The organism is Tahibacter harae (assembly GCF_024437735.1).
In the GTDB taxonomy this organism is placed as follows: Bacteria; Pseudomonadota; Gammaproteobacteria; order Xanthomonadales; family Rhodanobacteraceae; genus Tahibacter; species Tahibacter harae.
In genome coordinates, this window is the sequence record NZ_JANFQO010000009.1 from 126,206 (window position 1) to 143,639 (window position 17,434).

The following is a 17,434-nucleotide window of genomic DNA, read 5'->3' on the forward strand; positions in this document are numbered from 1 at the left end:
TATCGCGACTATTTCAATCTGGCCGGCGCGGCCTGGGCTCGGCCAGCACCATGACCGGCGGGGCCGGCTCGCCCGCGGCCGGCGTGGAGGCACAGGCACCGCAACTGCTGCAGCCGCCCGAACTGGCGCAGGCCGCGCCCACGCTGGCCGGGATACGCCGCCGCAGCAGCGCGCCGGCGCGGCGCAGCAGGGCCGGCGCGCGGCGGTGTTCCAGCGCATCCGCCCCCAGCGCCAGCCCGCGGCCCCACACGGAAGGCAGGTATTTGCGCAGCACGCTGAGCGCACTCGCGGCGACGATGATCCCGATGATCAGGTACTGCCACCACAGCGAATCCGGCGCGGCTGCGTTCATGTCAGTGCCCGCGTCACCTGGTAGGTGATGAACGAGGCCACGTAGGCCAGGCTGAACAGATAGCCCGCGGCGATGGCGACATTGCGCCAGGAGTTCGTCTCGCGCCGGATCACCGCCAGGGTGGACAGGCACTGCGGCGCGAAGATGAACCACACCAGCAGCGACAGCGCCGTGGCCAGCGGCCACTGCCCGGCGATCAGCGGGCCCAGTTCGGCGGCGATGGTCTCGTCCGAGCCCGACAGCGCGTACACCGTGCCCAGCGCCGACACCGCCACCTCGCGCGCGGCCAGGCCCGGCACCAGGGCAATGCTGATCTGCCAGTTGAAGCCGATCGGCGCGAAGATGTATTCCAGCCCGCGCCCCAGGCGGCCGGCGAAACTGTAATCGATGGCCGGGCCGACCGCGCCTTCCGGCGGCGCCGGATAGCTGGACAGGAACCACAGCAGCACGGTCAGCGCCAGGATGATGCCGCCGACGCGGCGCAGGAAGATCCATGCGCGCTCCCACAGGCCGATCAGCAGGTCGCGCGGATGCGGCACACGGTAGGACGGCAGTTCCAACAGCAGCACGTGCTCGCTGCGGTCGCGATACAGGCGCTTGGTGACGAAGGCCACCACCAGCGCGCTGACGATGCCGGCGATATACAGGCCGAACAACACGATGCCTTGCAGGTTGAACACGCCGGCCACGGTCTGCTCGGGAATGAAGGCGGCGATCAGCAAGGTGTATACCGGCAGGCGCGCCGAACAGGTCATCAGCGGCGCGACCATGATCGTGGTCAGGCGGTCGCGCGGATCCTGGATGCTGCGCGTGGCCATGATGCCGGGAATGGCGCAGGCGAAGCTCGACAGCAGCGGGATGAAGGAACGGCCGCTGAGGCCGGCCTTGAACATCAGGCGGTCGAGCAGGAATGCGGCGCGGGGCAGATAGCCGGATTCCTCCAGCGCCAGGATGAACAGGAACAGGATCAGGATTTGCGGCAGGAATACCAGCACGCTGCCCAGGCCGGCGAACAGGCCGTCGCTGAGCAGGCTGCGCAGCGGTCCCTGCGGCAACGATTGCACGCTCCACTCGCCCAGCGCCTTGATGCCGCCTTCTATGCCCTCCATCAGCGGCTCCGCCCAGGAGAACACGCTCTGGAAGATCAGGAACATCAGCGCCGCGAGCAGCACCAGACCCCAGACCGGATGCAGCGCGACGCGGTCGATGGCGTCGTCGGTCGCCGCCGTGCTGCTGGGCATGCTCACGCAGAGCGTGAGCAGGCGGCGCACCTCGACATGCAGGTCCTCCGGCGCCGGCAGCGCGGACGGCGCCACCGCGCGGTCCAGGCGCTCGACCAGGGCCTGGGCGCCGGCGCGGCGGACCGCGACCGTCTCCACCACCGGCAGGCCCAGTTCGCGCTCCAGCGCGGCAATGTCGATGCGGATGCCGCGCCGGGCAGCCGCGTCCATCATGTTCAGCGCCAGCACCACCGGCAGGCCCAGCGCGCGCACTTCCAGCACGAAGCGCAGGTGCAGGCGCAGGTTGGTGGCGTCGGCGACGCAGACCAGCAGGTCGGGACGGCGCTCGCCCGCGGCAATGCCCAGGCAGACATCGCGCGTGATCGCCTCGTCCGGACTGGCCGCATCGAGACTGTAGGCGCCCGGCAGGTCGAGCAGATCGACCGTGCGGCCCGAAGGCGCGGTATAGCGGCCCTGCTTGCGCTCCACCGTCACGCCGGCGTAGTTGGCCACTTTCTGCCGGCTGCCGGTGAGCTGGTTGAACAGCGCGGTCTTGCCGCAGTTGGGGTTGCCGACCAGGGCGATGCGCAGGGCGGATTCCAGCGTACTCATGCGGTCTCTCCGGCCGGCTGCAGGCGTACCCGTGCCGCTTCGCTGCGGCGCAGGGCGAAACGGGTGAATCCAATCTGGACCAGGATGGGATCGCCGCCTACCGGCCCCTGCGCGACCAGCTTGATGGTCTCGCCCCGGACGAAGCCCAGGTCGCGCAGGCGGCGGGCGATAGGATCGGCATTGCCCATGTTCTCGACCTCGTGCACCACGGCCGTGTTGCCAGGAACCAGTTCGGAAAGTCGCACAGGTAGATACGCACTGAATAAGAATGGTTCGCGATTATATGCAGAATCGGCGGCAGGCGGCCTCTAGACCTAAGACACGGTGCAGTTCCGGCGCCGAGCCGGCGGCGCAGGCCGCGCGGCGGCGGCCGGCCCGGGCCACACGGTGCCGGCATGGCTTGTCCAGACATGCGCCTCGGCCCGCCCCGCCCGGCCCCGTTATCATGCAGGTTTGCCGGAGCCCGCCCATGACCGCGTCCGTAGTCCTGCAAGTCCGTGCCTCTGTCGCCGAGATCCGCCTGTCCCGCCCCGGCGTGCACAACGCCTTCGACAACCAGCTGATCGCCGAGCTGGCCGCCGCGCTGGACCGGGCCGAAGCGGACCCGGCCGTGCGCGCCGTGGTGCTGACCGGCGAAGGCGCCTCGTTCTCCGCCGGCGCCGACCTGAACTGGATGCGCTCCATGGCCAAGGCCAGCGAGGCAGATAACCGCGCCGACTCGATCAAGCTGGCCAGCCTGATGCGCCGGCTGAATTTCCTGTCCAAGCCCACCCTGGCCCGGGTCAACGGCGCGGCCTACGGCGGCGGCGTGGGCCTGATCGCCTGCTGCGACATCGCCATCGGCGTGGAGGGGGCCAAGTTCTCCCTGTCCGAGGTGAAGCTGGGCCTGGTGCCGGCGGTGATCTCGCCGTATGTGATCGCGGCGATCGGCGCGCGCCAGGCGCGCCGCCTGTTCGTCACCGGCGAAGTGTTCGACAGCGCCGAGGCGCACCGCATCGGCCTGCTGCACGAGACCATCGCCGCCGATCAGCTCGACGCCGCGGTGGAGCGCAGCCTGCACTGGCTGGGCAAGGGCGGCCCGCAGGCCCAGGCCGAGGCCAAGCGCCTGGCCCTGGCCATGTCCGGCATGACCGAGGCCGCGCAGCAGAATATCGATGGGGAAAATGCCGCTCTGATCGCGCGCCTGCGCGTCTCGCCCGAAGGCCAGCACGGCCTGGGCGCCTTCCTGGACAAGCGCGCGCCGGACTGGGCCCGCGAGGCACAGGGCTGATTCCCGCAGCCGGCACACCCGTATTTCATCCCGCCCGGCGGCCGCTAGCTGTCCCGGCCGCCCACCGCAGCAAGGAGGAGCACCGATGATCGACCACCTCGGCTTCAGCGTGAGCGACTACGCGCGCAGCCTGGCCTTCTACAAGGCCGTGCTCGCGCCGCTGGGCTACGGCCTGGTGATGGAAGTGACGCCGGAGATGACCGGCAAGGATGCCCGCCACGCCGGCTTCGGCAAGGGCAAGCCGGATTTCTGGATAGGCACCGGCGCCGAAGCCACCCGCAACGGCCTGCACGTGGCGCTGCAGGCGCCCGACCGCGCGGCGGTGGATGCGTTCTACCAGGCCGCCCTCGCCGCCGGCGCGCGCGACAACGGTCCGCCCGGCCTGCGCAGCCACTATCATCCGGACTACTACGGCGCCTTCGTCATCGACCCTGACGGCCACAATATCGAAGCCGTCTGCCACGCGCCCGGGTAAGGCCGCGGCCAAGGCGCAGCACCGACTGAATTCCAGATGCGCGCAGACCTCGCCACGGCCAGGCCGCGCGCAGCGAACCCACCGACCGGGAAGGCGAACGATGCAAGGACTGTTTTCCAAGGTACTGATAGCCAACCGCGGCGAGATCGCCTGCCGCGTGATCCGCACCTGCCGCCGCCTGGGCATCGCGACCGTCGCGGTGTATTCCGAGGCCGATGCCACCGCCCAGCACGTGCGCCTGGCCGATGAAGCCTGGCCCATCGGCGGCTCGCGCCCGGCCGATTCCTACCTGCGCGGCGATGTCATCCTGGACGTGGCGAAAAAAAGCGGCGCCCAGGCCATCCATCCCGGTTACGGCTTCCTGTCGGAAAACGCCGATTTCGCCGACGCGGTCGAGGCCGCCGGCCTGGTCTTCATCGGCCCCGCCGCGGCCTCCATGCGCAAGATGGGCTCCAAGGCCGGCGCCAAGATCCTGATGCAGGAACACAAGGTGCCGGTGGTGCCGGGCTATACCGGCGAGGACCAGGATCCGGCCCTGCTCGCGCGCGAGGCCGAGCGCATCGGTTTCCCGCTGATGATCAAGGCCGCCCACGGCGGCGGCGGCAAGGGCATGCGCATCGTGCGCAGCAGCGGGGAATTTGCCGCCAATCTCGAATCCTGCCAGCGCGAGGCGCGCAACGCCTTCGGCCGCGACCGCGTGCTGCTGGAACGCTACGTGGAGAAGCCGCGCCATATCGAATTCCAGGTATTCGGCGACCGCCACGGCAATATCGTGCATCTGAACGAGCGCGAGTGCTCGGCCCAGCGCCGCTACCAGAAAGTGCTGGAGGAAGCACCCTCGCCCTTCGTCAGCACCGAGCTGCGCGCACGCATGGGCGAGGCCGCCGTGGCCGCGGCCCGCGCCATCGACTACAGCAATGCCGGCACGGTGGAATTCATCGTGGGACAGGGCGGCGATTTCTACTTCATGGAAATCAACACCCGCCTGCAGGTGGAGCATCCGGTCACCGAGCTGACGCTGAACCTCGACCTGGTCGAACTGCAGCTGCGCGTCGCCGCGGGCGAAGCCCTGCCCGCTTCGCTGGTGCGCAACAAGTCCGTGCCCGCCGACGGCCATGCGATCGAACTGCGCCTGTACGCCGAGGATCCGGCGCAGAACTTCCTGCCCGGCTCGGGCAAGCTGACCACGCTGCGCCTGCCGGAACCCTCGCGCCATGTGCGCATCGACGGCGGCGTGGTGGAAGGCGATGTGGTGTCGATCTTCTACGACCCGATGATCGCCAAGCTCATCGTCTGGGACACCACGCGCGAAGCCGCGCTGCAGCGTATGCGCGAAGCCTTGGCTGCGACCGAGATCGTCGGTCCCAAGTCCAATGTGGAATTCCTCGAACGCCTGGTGCGCCATCCGGCCGTGACCGGTGCCAGCATCGACACCGGCTATCTCGACCGGCACCTGGACGAATTCCTGCCCGCCGCCGCGGAAGCGCCGGCGCACCTGCTCGCCGCGGCGGCCTGCGCCGTGCTGCTGGACCAGGAAAGCGCCGCGCCGGCCCTGGCCGCGACCGGCAGCGATCCCTACTCGCCCTGGGCCAGCGCCGACGGCTGGCGCCTGGGCCATCCGGGCAAGCGCGTCGTGGCGCTGCTGCACGCCGGCGAGCGCCTGGAGCTGGCCGCCCACGGCAGCGCCGGCGACTACAGCCTGGACTGGAAGGGCGGCCACGCCCAGGTGCGCAACGCGCGCCTGGACGGCGGCTGGCTCAGTGCCGAGATCGACGGCACCGTGCGCCGCCTGCGCGCTGCGGTGGACGGCGGCCACGTGCTGCTGCACGACGGCAATGCCCGCCACAGCTTTGAACGCGCCGCCGCCTTCGCCTACAGCGCGAGCAAGAGCGGCGGCGGCGACCGCGTGGTCGCGCCCATGCCCGGCCGCATCGTGCTGACCCGCGTGAACGCCGGCGACAGCGTCTCCGAAGGCCAGGAGCTGGCCATCATGGAAGCCATGAAGATGGAACTCACCCTGCGCGCGCCGCGCGCCGGCGTGATCGCCGCGGTGCAGGTGCAGCCGGGCGAATTCGTCGAAGCCGACGCCGTACTGATCCGCCTGGAGCAGAACTGATGCGCACCGCCCGCCTGCTGTTCGCCGCCCTGGCCACGCTGGCCCTGGCCGGCTGCAACGAAACCCGCTTTGAATCGCCGCTGGGCGACAACATCGAAACCTGCGACGTGGCCTGGAAAGGCCTGTGGGTGCCCGACGAGGAACGCAAGGACGAAGCCGCCGACGCCGCCTTCTTCGTCGACCACGAATGCCGTTTCCACGTACTGGACCAACCCGAGCGCGGCGCACCGTTCAAGCAGGTGCATATTCCGGTGAACTTCGTGCACGACGGCGGCAACCACTACGTCGTCGTCTCCGATGCCCAGCTCAAGGGACTGGTCAAGCTGGACCCGCCCTACGGCGTGGCACCTGCGCCCGAGAAATCCTTCTTCTTCGCCCGCTACCGCCTGCGCGGCGACCAGCTGGAACTGTTCGAGGTGGACAGCGAGCGCGTCGCCAGGCTGATCCTGGATGCGAAGATCGAAGGCACCATCAGCAAGACTGCCACTGAGCTGCATGTCTATGTGCGCGGCAACCGCCAGCAGATGCTGGAAATCGTGCGCAACAACGCCATATTCAGCAGCAAGCCGATGAAGCTGCGCCGCAGCGAGCAGTCGGTGGAAAGCCTGGAGAAAGACCTGATCCAGGCTCAGCGCAAGGAACAGCCATGACTACGCCGCAACAGGTGCGCATCGTCGAAGTCGGCCCGCGCGACGGGCTACAGAACGAGAAGGCCATCATTCCCACCGCGGTCAAGATCGAACTGATCGACCGCCTGGGCGAAACCGGCCTGCGCAGCATCGAAGCGACCAGCTTCGTCAGCCCGAAATGGATCCCGCAGCTGGCCGACGCCGCCGAAGTATTCACCGGCATCGCCCGCCGCGCCGGCGTGAGCTATCCGGTGCTGGTGCCCAATGTGCAGGGCTACGAGCGCGCCCGTGCCGTCGGCGCGGAAGAAGTCGCCGTGTTCGCGGCCGCGTCGGAAGCTTTCAGCAAGGCCAATATCAACGCCAGCATCGAAGAATCCATCACCCGCTTCGAGCCGGTGCTGGAACGCGCCCGCGCCGATGGCGTGAAGGTGCGCGGCTATGTGTCCACGGTGCTGGGCTGTCCCTACCAGGGCGACGTACCGCTGGCCGACGTGGTCCGCGTCGCCACCCGCCTGCACCGCGCCGGCTGCTACGAGATCTCCCTGGGCGACACCATAGGCATAGGTACGCCGCTCAAGGCGAAGGCCATGCTGGCCGCCGTCGCGGCCGAAGTCCCCATGAGCGCACTCGCGATCCATTTCCACGACACCCGCGGCCAGGCCCTGGCCAATATCCTGGCCTGCCTGGACCTGGGCGTGGCCGTGATCGACGCCGCCGTCTCCGGCACCGGCGGCTGCCCCTACGCCAAGGGCGCCAGCGGCAACGTGGCCAGCGAGGACGTGGTCTTCATGCTCGAAGGCATGGGCATAGCCACCGGCATCGACCTGCCGAAACTGATCGCGACCGGGCAATGGCTGGCCGCGCAGCTGGGCCGCGAGACCGGCAGCAAGGTGGGCAAGGCGGCGGCTTGAAGCGGAGTTGCCGAAATGCGCGGGCGGGTGGAGTTGGCGAAATTCTGGCGAAGCTGGTGATGTTGACGAACTGAAGGCTGTGGGACTGTGGGCTGAAGCGGAGCCTGCTTTTGCTTTCCTGCTCCTGCTCCTGCTTTCCGGCTCCAACATCCGCCAGCCTCTCCGGCAAACAGCGCAAAACTCCCTCTCCCCCAAGCGCGCTTGGGGGAGAGGGCTTTGAGCCCCACAGCTCAAGACTCCGCCAACGCCTTCAACGCCTCCGCCTGCTGCAACAGCGTCGCCCGCAGCGGTGCCGGCAGTTCGGCCAGGGTCACGTTCTCATAGCGGCCATCCTCGCCACGCCGGGTGGGATGCAGGCCCTCCACCGTGACCTCCTCGTCCACGTCGAAGAACACCGAGATGCCGCTGTGGTTCAGCGTCACCTGCCAGTCGTCGTTCGCCTGCCAGTAGTGTTCGTTGATCATGGCGCCGTCCTCGCCCGGTCCTTTCAGATAGCCCCATTTCTCCACCAGGCTGCCGAAGCGCGCGCGGTTCATGCGGTAGCCGTCGGCCCGGCGCACCAGGCTGTCCTGCAGTTCATCGGCGCTGGCGCTGTAGACCGGAATATCGAATTGGGCGAACGGCGAGATCAGCTCGTAATCGGCAAACTGCGCGCGCCAGGCTTCCAGTTCCTGCCCTGGGATCTGCAGCGGATGCGCCACCGCAATGCGCAGGCCGCCGGCGATCGTGCACGGTGAGTCATTCGCATCGACCAGCTCGCCGCCGGCACTGGGACGCAGGCGCTGCAGCGATCCGCCCTGCTCGTCCAACACCGACCAGACCACGGACTGGGCCAGGGCACTGAGCAGCGGATGTGCGACGAACAGGCTGCGCCATTGGACCGCGTCCCAGCTCTTGCCGGTCTGCAGCGCGCGCAGCAGGCGCTGCGACTGCTGCTTGAACAGCGGCTTGAGATTCTTGGCCAGCATCTTGAGCTGGTTTTCCGCCACGCCGCGCAGGTCCTTGTCATCGCCGGGCCTGGCCCGCGGCAGCGACTTGCCGCGTTTGCCGGCGGCATCGACGACGACGATGCCGAAATCGCCGCGCAGCTGGGCGCGGCAGACCTGCGAGCCCAGGTTCAGCTTGAGGCCGTCCGTCTCGAAACCGAAATCCGGCACCAGCTGTTCCAGGTATTCCGCCAGCGCCAGTCCTTCGCGCGCGGCCACTGCGCTCAGCGCCTCGCGCGCGTTGTGCTGGATGGATTCGGAGAACTTGCGGCTTTCCCACATCTCGCGCACCTGGGCAATGCCGTAGATGCCGGGCACGCGGCACAGCAGATGCATCACCGCGCTGGCCTTCTGCTTGCGCGTCTTCATCCAGGCCTTGGCCGCGCGCACCAGATCGTTGGCGACGCGCTCGTCGCCATAGACCGCCAGCGGCAGCAGCAACCAGCCGAACTTGTCCGCGCCATTCTCGGCAATCCACACCTTCACGCCGTAGGCGGCGAAATCCGTGCGCCGCGCCGGCGGCAGCTGGTCGAGGATCTGGCGCGCGCGCCGCGGCAGTTCCTCGCCCGCGTTGATCAGCACCTGCAGCAGGCAGCGGCCCAGGGCCTCGCCCAGCGGTGCAAGCAGTTTCGCTGTTTCCTCGGTCCAGGCTTTCTGCGCCGCGGCAGTGATCTTCTGCTTGGCCGCCAGCGCCTGCATCTGCTCAAGACTGGCGCCGGCCCAGGGATCCAGCTCCTGCAGCGAATGCCCATTGCGCTGCAGCAGGTCCAGGCTCAGGCCGCGGCTGTAATCATCATGCGCCTTGTCGTGGATGGCCGCCGCCACCCAGCCGGGCGCCGCGGGATCGCTGTTCAGTGCAAGGCCGGTCAACAGCAGCAGACGCGCCGTGCGGTCCTGCACATCCAGCAGCCCGCCCTGCTGCAGCGCCGCCAGCGGCGTGCGCGCGATCAGGTCGACCAGCACCGGGCTGGACAACTTGCCCGCCGCGCTCATCAGTTCCGCCACGCTGGCGCCGCAGGCGGCAACGGCCGCCGCATCCATCAGCGGCACCAGCTTGAGGCGGTGCTTTTCCGTCAGCGCCGCATAGCTCTGCGGATGCATCGCCAGCGCTGCGCGCACCGGCGCCGGATCCAGCCCCTGCGGCATACCGCTGAACCAGCGCGCGCGGCACAGATAAGCCGCGCTGACGCTGGCGACCAGCTCATGCAGTGGCGACTGGGCATCGCGCAGGCTGGCATTGAAAGGCCGCGCCTCGACCTCGTCGTTGGCGATCAGGGCGTGGAAGATCGCCGGATCCTGCCGATACAGGTGTTCGCACAGCGCCAGCACGGCAGCGCGCGCTTCGCGTGCCTCGTCGTCGGCCAGCGCGCGCAGGCACTGGTCGACGACGCGGCGGCGCGAATCCGGCTGCCGTGCCGCCTGGAACAGCGCTTCCCAGCGCGCCATGCTGTCGGACGCGGCGGAGTACGAATCCACCGTATGCTCGATCAGCAGATCCGCATGCGCCGGCCCCAGCGCCAGCAGCGCCGACCAGTACGGCTCGTGCGGCCAACCCGGCCGCTCATCGTCCAGCGCCCGCAGCACCAGCTGCGAGGCCGCCTGCGCCGCGACGTTTTTCCTGCCGCTGTCGATGTAGCGCACCAGATCGGCGCAGTCCTCCACCATCCGCGCCACCGCCCAGGGCAGGTCGCGCTTGCGCGCCAGCACTTCGCTGTCGATCAGCGCCCGCAGGGCGGCGGCATCGCAATGCCCGGCCACGCGGGTCAGTGCATCCTCGAAATCCCGCTCGGTCAGTTCGGACAGCACGCTGCGATACCAGGCCAGCGCCGCGGGCGTTTCCAGCCGCGCGTCGCTGAATTTCTTCGCCCGTTTCCACAACAGCTGGTCCAGCTGCAGCAGCCGCTCCGGATGGCGCTGGCCAAATTCGCGCGTGCGCGGCATCCAGCTCAGCATCTCGTCGCAGCAGCCGTCGAGGAAGGCCTGCCAGCGCTGCGGCGAGGTAGTTAGTTCGTCCAGCAGGCCGGTATGCCGGAAGATGCGATAACTGTGCGTATGCGCGGCACAGGCGGCGCGCAGGGCCGCGCTGTCGGCAGCAGCGCGGGTCAGCGGCCGCAGCAGCAGCGCGATGACGTCGATCTCGCCGGCGCTTTCGCACAGCAGTTCCGGCACCTCCAGTTCGTGCGAGCGGGTCAGCTCGGACAACAGCTCGAACGCCCAGTCGCCATCGACCGTATCGCGCCACAGCAGCTGCTCGCGCAACAGCAGGCCGGCCAACTGCGCATGCACCAGCGGACGCAGCAGGTTCTCGCTGCGGTAGTCGCCGCTGTTCCACTGCTCCGGCGCCAGCCGCGCCAGCACCTCGGCCACGACGGCCGGATCTGCGCCGACCGCCCGGTACGCGGCGGCCAGCGGCGCCCAGTCCCCGCGCCCCTGCACCAGCGCCTGCACCCAGTCGCGCACGGCTGCGGCGCCCACCGCATGCCATTCCTGCGGCCGCCGCCGCGGCACGCTCTCGGTCTGGCCGGGAGAAAACAGCTGCATCAGCTCCGCCGCCCCCAGGAACGGCGCCAGCAGCAGCACGCAGCGTTCGCCGATCTGCGGCCACAGCGCGAGCGGCTGGTCCTGCAGCATCCACGGCTGCAGCGCCGCGCACAGGGAACGGCCGCGCCAGCCGCTCTCGCGCTCGTCCAGGCGCGTATGCGCAGCCAGCTCGCGGCGCCATTCCGGCGCCAGCGGCGCGCCCTGCCAGTAGGCCGCCACGGCGGCGAAATCCAGCGCCTGGCCGATGCCGAACAGGCCGTAGGCCTGCTGCAACGCCGCCAGGAAGCCGGCCTCGCTGCGGCCCTGGGAAGTCAGTTCTCCAATCGCCTCGTCACGTAGATCCTGCACAACTCATCCCCTGTCTTGTCGTCTGTGCGCATCGCCGGTCCGGGTGCCAGGCCGGCCGGCGGAGCGCAAGCATACGCAAGCGTCCCGCCGGCGTACCGGCCGATTTGTCAACCGCGCGCGGCGGCGCGCGGCGCTGCTACCATCGGTGCGTCCACAGCCGCCCCGGATCCGCCGTGCCCGCCCGCCTCTCTCCCGATCAATCCCGCGGCCATCTGGTCGCCATCGGCGTCTTCGCCGGCCTGGACACCGAGCAGCGCCTGACCCGCCGCCTGCTGTCCATCTGTCCACAACGCGCACAAATTCTTTTCCTCATCGCCGGCGAGCTGGACCTGCGCCCGCTGGACGAGATCGAGACCGCCCTGCTCGCCAGCGGTGCCGGCGGCGTGCGCCGCGTTCTGCTGGCCGCCCGCGCCGACGCCGAGCGCAGCGAAACCCTGGGCGCGGTGGAAAACGCCGACCTGGTCGTGCTGGCCACCATCCATCCGCTCAAGCTCACCACCCTGGTCGGCGGCACCAGCCTGGCCAAGCTGCTGCGGCGCCGGAACGCCGACGGCACGCCCATCGCCGGCCTCGGCGCCGGCGCGGCAGTGCTGGCCGAGCACATGCTGGCCTCCGGCGAATCCGGCATCACGCCGCGCCTGGGTGCGGTGACGCTGGCGCCGGGCCTGGGCCTGACCAATCGCGTCGTCATCGACCAGGGCGGCGCGGCCAGCGACCGTATCGGCCGCCTGCTGGGCGCGCTGGCGCTGAACCCCTTCGCCCTGGGCCTGGGCCTGGACGCCGACACCGCCGCCTTCGTCGGCCCCGACAACGTGCTCGAAGCCGTAGGCCACGGCGGCATCACCCTGATCGATCCGGCCGACGTGGGCCCGTCCAACATCACCGAAGCCGGCCCGCAGGCGCCCATCTCCATCACCAACCTGCACCTGCACGTACTGGTGCACGGCACGCGCTACGACCTGGATTTCCGCCGGCCGCTCTGAGCGCAGGCGCGCCGCTGCCGATCCCGAACAACGAACCCCGAATCCCATGCCTTACGCCATCCGTCCCATCACCGAAGCCGACAACGCGGCCGTCGCCGCGATCATCCGCACCGTCATGCCCGAGTTCGGCGCCAGCGGCCCGGGCTTTGCGATACACGATGCCGAAGTCGACACCATGGCGCAGGCGTATGCGATTCCCGGTGCCGCCTATTTCGTGATCGAACAGCAGGGCCGCGTCACCGGCGGCGGCGGCGTGGCCGCCCTGATCGGCGGAGACGCGGACACCTGCGAGCTGCGCAAGATGTACTTCCTGCCCGAGCTGCGCGGCCTGGGCGCCGGCCGCGCCCTGATCGGCCGCTGCCTGGAGGCGGCGCGGGAACTCGGCTACCGGCGCTGTTACCTGGAAACCCTGACCGGCATGGACGCGGCCCAGGCGCTTTACCTCAAGGCCGGCTTCCGCCCGATCGACGGCCCGCTCGGCGGCACCGGCCATTTCAGCTGCGACCGCTACTACCTGCGCGAACTGTGAAGTACCGAAGCCGCCTGCGCGGCGGCTGAATTACAATCCGGCCTTTGCGCCATGCCGGCGCAGCAGCTACGGAGCGCACGCAATGGAACTCAATCAGGTCAAGGCCGTCATCACCGGCGGCGTCTCGGGACTGGGCTACGCGGTTGCGCAGCACCTGGTCAGCCAGGGCGGCGCCGTCGCCCTGTTCGACGTCAACGCCGACAAGGGCGCCGAAGCCGTCGCTGCCCTGGGCGCACGCGCCCACTTCTTCCGCACCGATGTCACCAGCGAGGAAGAAGTCGTCGCCAACCTCAAGGCAGCGCAGCAGGCCCTGGGCGGCCTTAACGCCGCGATCAACTGCGCCGGCATCCTCGGTGCCGGCCGCGTGCTGGGCAAGGAAGCCCCCATGCCGCTGAAGAACTTCGCCACCACCGTGATGGTGAACCTGGTCGGCTCCTTCAACGTCGCCAAGGGCGCCGCCGACCTGATGCAGCACAACGGCGCCGGCGAAGACGGCGAACGCGGCGTCATCGTCAACACTGCTTCCATCGCCGCCTACGAGGGCCAGATCGGCCAGGCCGCCTACTCCGCCTCCAAGGGCGGCGTGATCGGCATGACCCTGCCCATGGCGCGCGAATTCGCCCGCATCGGCGTGCGCGTGATGACCGTCGCTCCCGGCGTGTTCCACACCCCCATGGTCGACGGCATGCCGGAAAACGTATACCAGTCGCTGTGTGCACAAGTGCCCTACCCCTCGCGCCTGGGCAAGCCCGAGGAATTCGCCGCGACCGTCGCCTTCATCCTGCAGAACCGCTATCTCAACGGCGAGACCATCCGCGTCGACGGTGCGATCCGCCTGCAGCCCAAGTGAGCCGGGGTGGGGGATGCGTTGCGAACCAGGCGCGAATCCCCGCCGGTCCCGCGCAGTCCTCGGTTTCCGGCCCAGCCGCCCTGTTACGAATCTCCAATCCCGAATCACGAACCACGAACCCCCGCCATGAAAGCCAGCGAAATCAAGAAAGGCAACGTCGTCGAGCACGACAACAAGGTCTACCAGGTCCGCGATATCGAACGCAGCTCGCCCCAGGGCCGCGGCGGCAACGTGACCTACCGCTTCAGCATGTACAGCGTGCCCGGCGGCCAGAAGCTGGACCTGTCCCTGCGCGCCGAGGATGAACTGCGCGAAGTGGAACTCTCGCGCCGCCAGGCCAGCTACTCCTACCGCGAAGGCGACACCTTCGTGTTCATGGACATGGAGGACTACACCCAGTACATGCTCGACGCCAGCGCCCTGGGCGACTCCGCCGGCTTCATCATCGAAGGCATGGAAACCTGCTACGTCCAGCTCATCGAAGACCAGCCCGTCGCCGTGCAGCTCCCCGCCACCGTCACCCTGACCGTCGTCGACACCGCCCCGGAAATGAAAGGCGCCACCGCCACCAAGCGCCCCAAGCCCGCCAAGCTGGAAACCGGCATCGAGATCCAGGTTCCCGAATATATCGTCAACGGTTCGCGCATTCTGGTCAGCACCGTGACCGGCGAGTATTCCGGGCGCGAGTGAGCCGGGATTCGGGATTCGGGATTCGGGATTCGCAGGGAGTGCGTGGCGGAATCCGCGGTTTCTGGCAAGTGAAATTTGCCGGATTTCTTCAAGAAAAAGCGGAAAGCTCCCCCTCCCCCAAGCTCGCCTGGGGGAGAGGGCTGGGGTGAGGGGGCAACGAACAACGCGACTCACCCTTTGGATTTTCGCCAAGATCTTCAACACGCGAAGCGCTGGCGAAAGCCGGAATTCCTCGCGACTGAAGCGCCGCCCCCTCACCCAACCCTCTCCCCCAAGCGCGTAAACGCACTTGGGGGAGAGGGCTTTCCTTGCAGCCGGATTCGGCGACGCGAAACCGGCGACCCTCGCCGGAAAAGCTGGCACCTTCCCGCCGTCACTCGCAGTCCGTTACTGGCGTCGGCCGCCGGCGCATCCTCGGCGAGCACGTTCATCAGCTCGCTCCCTCAACGCGACGCCGTTGCCGTTGCTCGTGGTTGTGCGCGGGCTCATACCTTGCGATAGCTCTTACTCAGCGTTAGCTCGTGCAGTAGCTGTGGCTCTTGCTGTAGCTGTGCCGTGCCTGCAGCTCTTGCTGTGCTGTTCCGTTGCTTGTGCGCTGCCCCACCGCCCCCACAAGCCGCGGCGATGCTGCCGTCCGCAAAAAAGTATAACTATGAAAATCCCCTGCCCACCCATTTCCGCGCCATTCTCCCCACCGACTCATCCCCTTCCCCCAGCAACTCCGCCACCTCGCGCCAGGCCAGCGCCAGCGACTCCTCGCTGACCGCAAATTCCTCAGATCCCCGGCACCGCACCACGTAACGCAGGTCGTAATGCCAGTGCCCCGGCACCTCGCCGCGTTCGGGAATCCAATGCCGGTCCAGATCGAAAATCTCCGCCTCGACAGTGAGATCGGTCAAGCCGGATTCTTCCTCCGCCTCGCGCAAGGCCACTGCGGCAATATCCGGATCGCCGTCGGCATGTCCGCCCAGTTGTAGCCAGCGCTGCAGTTTGCGGTGATGCGTGAGCAGTACGCGGCGTCCGTCGCGGCTGACCAGCCAGGCGGATCCTGTCAAATGGCCGTGCAGCAGCTCGCGCTGCGCCGCGTCGCTGTGGCGCAGCATGAAATCGCGGAACAAGGCAACACTTTCCGCCTCGTCGGCGTGACGTATGGCATACGCATCGACGGCGCGCAGCCATTCCAGCTGCCAGGGGGCCGGCGGGGGGGTGACATCGTTGCTGCTGGTGCTCATGCGCGCCGCTTGCTGGCCTAGTGTGGGTCGCGTATTTTAGCCCGGTTTATTCATGCCCCACGCCGTGGGGGAAGCAGTTGTCCGGCCCCACGCGCGCAGCCCCGCTGCCGGGTAGTGCCGGATCCAGAAACTTGCGGGAGGGGATGGAATGATTTTCTGGCGCGTAAAACCGCTCGACCAGATTCTTGAGAACGCCGAGAAGAAAAGCCTCAAGCGCCAGCTCGGCGCGCTGCAGCTGACCATGCTCGGCATCGGCGCGATCATCGGCACCGGCATCTTCGTGCTGACCGCCGAGGCCGCGCAGAAGGCCGGCCCCGGCATGATGGTCGCATTCGTGATCGCCGCGGTGGTCTGCGGCCTGGCCGCGCTGGCCTACGCGGAACTCGCGTCCATGGTGCCGGTGTCGGGCTCGGCGTATACCTATACGTATGCAGTACTCGGCGAGGCGCTGGCCTGGATCGTGGGCTGGGCGCTGGTGCTGGAGTACGCCGTCGCCGCAGGCGCGGTGGCGGTGGGCTGGTCGGGCTATGTGAACGGCCTGATGAACGCGGCCAACATGGGCCTGCCCGCCTTCCTGCAGACCGGTCCCTACGACGGCGGCGGCTTCAATCTGCTGGCCTGCCTGATCTCCCTGGTCATTACCGGCCTGCTGGTGATCGGCACCTCCAAGAGCGCCTGGGTCAACGCGGTGCTGGTGACCATCAAAATCGCCGCCCTGATCGCCTTCGTCGTCATAGCGGTTCCCGCCGCCAAGGCGCCGAATTTCGAGCCTTTCCTGCCGACGGGCTGGGGCACGCCCATGGGCGGCATCGGCGTCCTCGGCGCCGCGGCCTCGATTTTCTTCGCCTACGTCGGCTTCGATGCTGTTTCCACCGCGGCGGAAGAAACCAAGAATCCCAACCGCAATATCCCCATCGGCCTGATCGGCTCGCTGGCGGTCTGCACCGTGTTCTATCTGCTGGTTGGCTACGGCGCGGTTGGCGCCGACGGCGCCCAGCCCATGTACGACGCCGCCGGCACCCTGCTGGAGCCGGGTTCCGAAGCACTCGCCGCCGCCTGCGCCAATTCCTCCATGCTGGTCTGCAGCAAGGAGCCGCTGGCCCATGTGCTGCGCAGCCTGGATCACAACACCGTCGCCTATCTCGTGGGCATGGCCGCCAGCCTCGCCCTGCCTTCGGTCATCCTGATGATGATTTACGGCCAGACCCGCATCTTCTTCGTGATGTCGCGCGACGGCCTGCTGCCGGCGGTCTGCTCCAAGGTGCATCCGACCTTCCACACGCCGCACATCATCACCATGCTCACCGGCGTGGTGGTGTCGCTGTTCGCGGCGATGTTCCCGGTCGGCATCCTGGCCGACGTGTCCAACTCGGGCACGCTGTTCGCGTTCATCATGGTGGCGATCGGCGTGATGATCCTGCGCCGCACCCAGCCGGGCCGCGCGCGTCCGTTCCGCACCCCGCTGGTGTGGCTGGTCTGCCCGCTGGCCGTGGCCGGCTGCGTGCTGCTGTTCGTCAACCTCTCGGCCAAGGCCCTGACCGTGTTCGCCGTCTGGTCGGTGATCGGTCTGGCGCTCTACGCCGCCTACGGCATGCGCAACAGCGAACTCGCGCGGCGCCAGTAAGCCCTGCGCCGGGGCCGGCCCAGGCCGGTCCCGGCTGCCTCGCCGGCCGCGCCCGCGGCGCCGGCT

The 17,434-nt window shown here is 68.5% G+C and carries 15 protein-coding genes; 10 read left to right on the plus strand and 5 right to left on the minus strand.

Features of this window, described 5'->3' with window-relative positions:
- Nucleotides 1–13: 13 nt before the first annotated feature.
- The 3 genes from NM961_RS11670 to NM961_RS11680 are packed head-to-tail and all read right to left on the minus strand — an operon-like array spanning nucleotide 14 to nucleotide 2,429.
- A complete protein-coding gene (locus NM961_RS11670) occupies nucleotides 14–352 on the minus strand; it encodes a DUF6587 family protein (RefSeq protein ID WP_255914527.1) in 339 nt (112 codons plus the stop codon).
- Nucleotides 349–2,184 (minus strand): ferrous iron transport protein B, encoded by a 1,836-nt coding sequence (feoB, locus tag NM961_RS11675; RefSeq protein WP_255914528.1) that lies wholly within the window; start codon nucleotides 2,182–2,184, stop codon nucleotides 349–351. Before feoB ends, NM961_RS11670 begins: the two co-directional genes overlap by 4 nt.
- On the minus strand, nucleotides 2,181–2,429 hold the full coding sequence (locus NM961_RS11680; RefSeq protein WP_255914529.1) for a FeoA family protein: 249 nt from the start codon (nucleotides 2,427–2,429) through the stop codon (nucleotides 2,181–2,183). Before NM961_RS11680 ends, feoB begins: the two co-directional genes overlap by 4 nt.
- A gap of 224 nt (nucleotides 2,430–2,653) precedes the next feature.
- Between NM961_RS11680 and NM961_RS11685 the strand changes: the two genes are divergently transcribed.
- The 5 genes from NM961_RS11685 (at nucleotide 2,654) to NM961_RS11705 (ending at nucleotide 7,585) form a co-directional block, all read left to right on the plus strand.
- A complete protein-coding gene (locus NM961_RS11685; protein WP_255914531.1) occupies nucleotides 2,654–3,454 on the plus strand; it encodes an enoyl-CoA hydratase-related protein in 801 nt (266 codons plus the stop codon).
- Nucleotides 3,455–3,539: 85 nt separating this feature from the next.
- On the plus strand, nucleotides 3,540–3,929 hold the full coding sequence (locus tag NM961_RS11690; RefSeq protein WP_255914532.1) for a VOC family protein: 390 nt from the start codon (nucleotides 3,540–3,542) through the stop codon (nucleotides 3,927–3,929).
- A 109-nt stretch (nucleotides 3,930–4,038) separates the two neighbouring features.
- The gene (locus tag NM961_RS11695; protein WP_305119144.1) at nucleotides 4,039–6,045 is read left to right on the plus strand and encodes an acetyl/propionyl/methylcrotonyl-CoA carboxylase subunit alpha; all 2,007 of its coding nucleotides are present in this window, start codon (nucleotides 4,039–4,041) and stop codon (nucleotides 6,043–6,045) included.
- The gene (locus NM961_RS11700) at nucleotides 6,045–6,695 is read left to right on the plus strand and encodes a hypothetical protein (RefSeq protein ID WP_255914535.1); all 651 of its coding nucleotides are present in this window, start codon (nucleotides 6,045–6,047) and stop codon (nucleotides 6,693–6,695) included. The genes NM961_RS11695 and NM961_RS11700 overlap by 1 nt, the downstream gene beginning before the upstream one ends.
- Nucleotides 6,692–7,585, plus strand: a complete 894-nt coding sequence (locus NM961_RS11705; RefSeq protein WP_255914536.1) for a hydroxymethylglutaryl-CoA lyase — start codon at nucleotides 6,692–6,694, stop codon at nucleotides 7,583–7,585. The genes NM961_RS11700 and NM961_RS11705 overlap by 4 nt, the downstream gene beginning before the upstream one ends.
- Nucleotides 7,586–7,815: 230 nt before the next feature.
- Here NM961_RS11705 and NM961_RS24180 read toward each other — a convergent pair whose 3' ends face one another.
- On the minus strand, nucleotides 7,816–11,460 hold the full coding sequence (locus NM961_RS24180) for a DUF4132 domain-containing protein (protein ID WP_255914537.1): 3,645 nt from the start codon (nucleotides 11,458–11,460) through the stop codon (nucleotides 7,816–7,818).
- Nucleotides 11,461–11,633: 173 nt separating this feature from the next.
- Here NM961_RS24180 and NM961_RS11715 point away from each other — a divergent pair, with 173 nt between their 5' ends.
- The 4 genes from NM961_RS11715 (at nucleotide 11,634) to efpL (ending at nucleotide 14,512) form a co-directional block, all read left to right on the plus strand.
- Nucleotides 11,634–12,443, plus strand: coding sequence for a cyanophycinase (locus NM961_RS11715; protein ID WP_255914538.1), 810 nt, complete (start codon nucleotides 11,634–11,636; stop codon nucleotides 12,441–12,443).
- 46 nt (nucleotides 12,444–12,489) lie between these two features.
- Nucleotides 12,490–12,972: a GNAT family N-acetyltransferase gene (locus NM961_RS11720; protein WP_255914540.1), complete on the plus strand. Its 483-nt coding sequence runs from the start codon at nucleotides 12,490–12,492 to the stop codon at nucleotides 12,970–12,972.
- A gap of 82 nt (nucleotides 12,973–13,054) precedes the next feature.
- Nucleotides 13,055–13,822 carry an SDR family NAD(P)-dependent oxidoreductase gene (locus NM961_RS11725; protein WP_255914541.1) on the plus strand — a complete coding sequence of 256 codons (768 nt, stop codon included), beginning with the start codon at nucleotides 13,055–13,057 and terminating at the stop codon, nucleotides 13,820–13,822.
- A gap of 126 nt (nucleotides 13,823–13,948) precedes the next feature.
- On the plus strand, nucleotides 13,949–14,512 hold the full coding sequence (gene efpL, locus NM961_RS11730; RefSeq protein WP_255914543.1) for an elongation factor P-like protein EfpL: 564 nt from the start codon (nucleotides 13,949–13,951) through the stop codon (nucleotides 14,510–14,512).
- A gap of 650 nt (nucleotides 14,513–15,162) precedes the next feature.
- On the opposite strand, the gene NM961_RS11735 is transcribed toward efpL, so the two are convergent.
- Nucleotides 15,163–15,615 carry an NUDIX hydrolase gene (locus tag NM961_RS11735; RefSeq protein ID WP_439334213.1) on the minus strand — a complete coding sequence of 151 codons (453 nt, stop codon included), beginning with the start codon at nucleotides 15,613–15,615 and terminating at the stop codon, nucleotides 15,163–15,165.
- 277 nt (nucleotides 15,616–15,892) lie between these two features.
- Here NM961_RS11735 and NM961_RS11740 point away from each other — a divergent pair, with 277 nt between their 5' ends.
- The gene (locus NM961_RS11740; protein ID WP_255914546.1) at nucleotides 15,893–17,368 is read left to right on the plus strand and encodes an amino acid permease; all 1,476 of its coding nucleotides are present in this window, start codon (nucleotides 15,893–15,895) and stop codon (nucleotides 17,366–17,368) included.
- The last annotated feature ends 66 nt before the right edge of the window (nucleotides 17,369–17,434 follow it).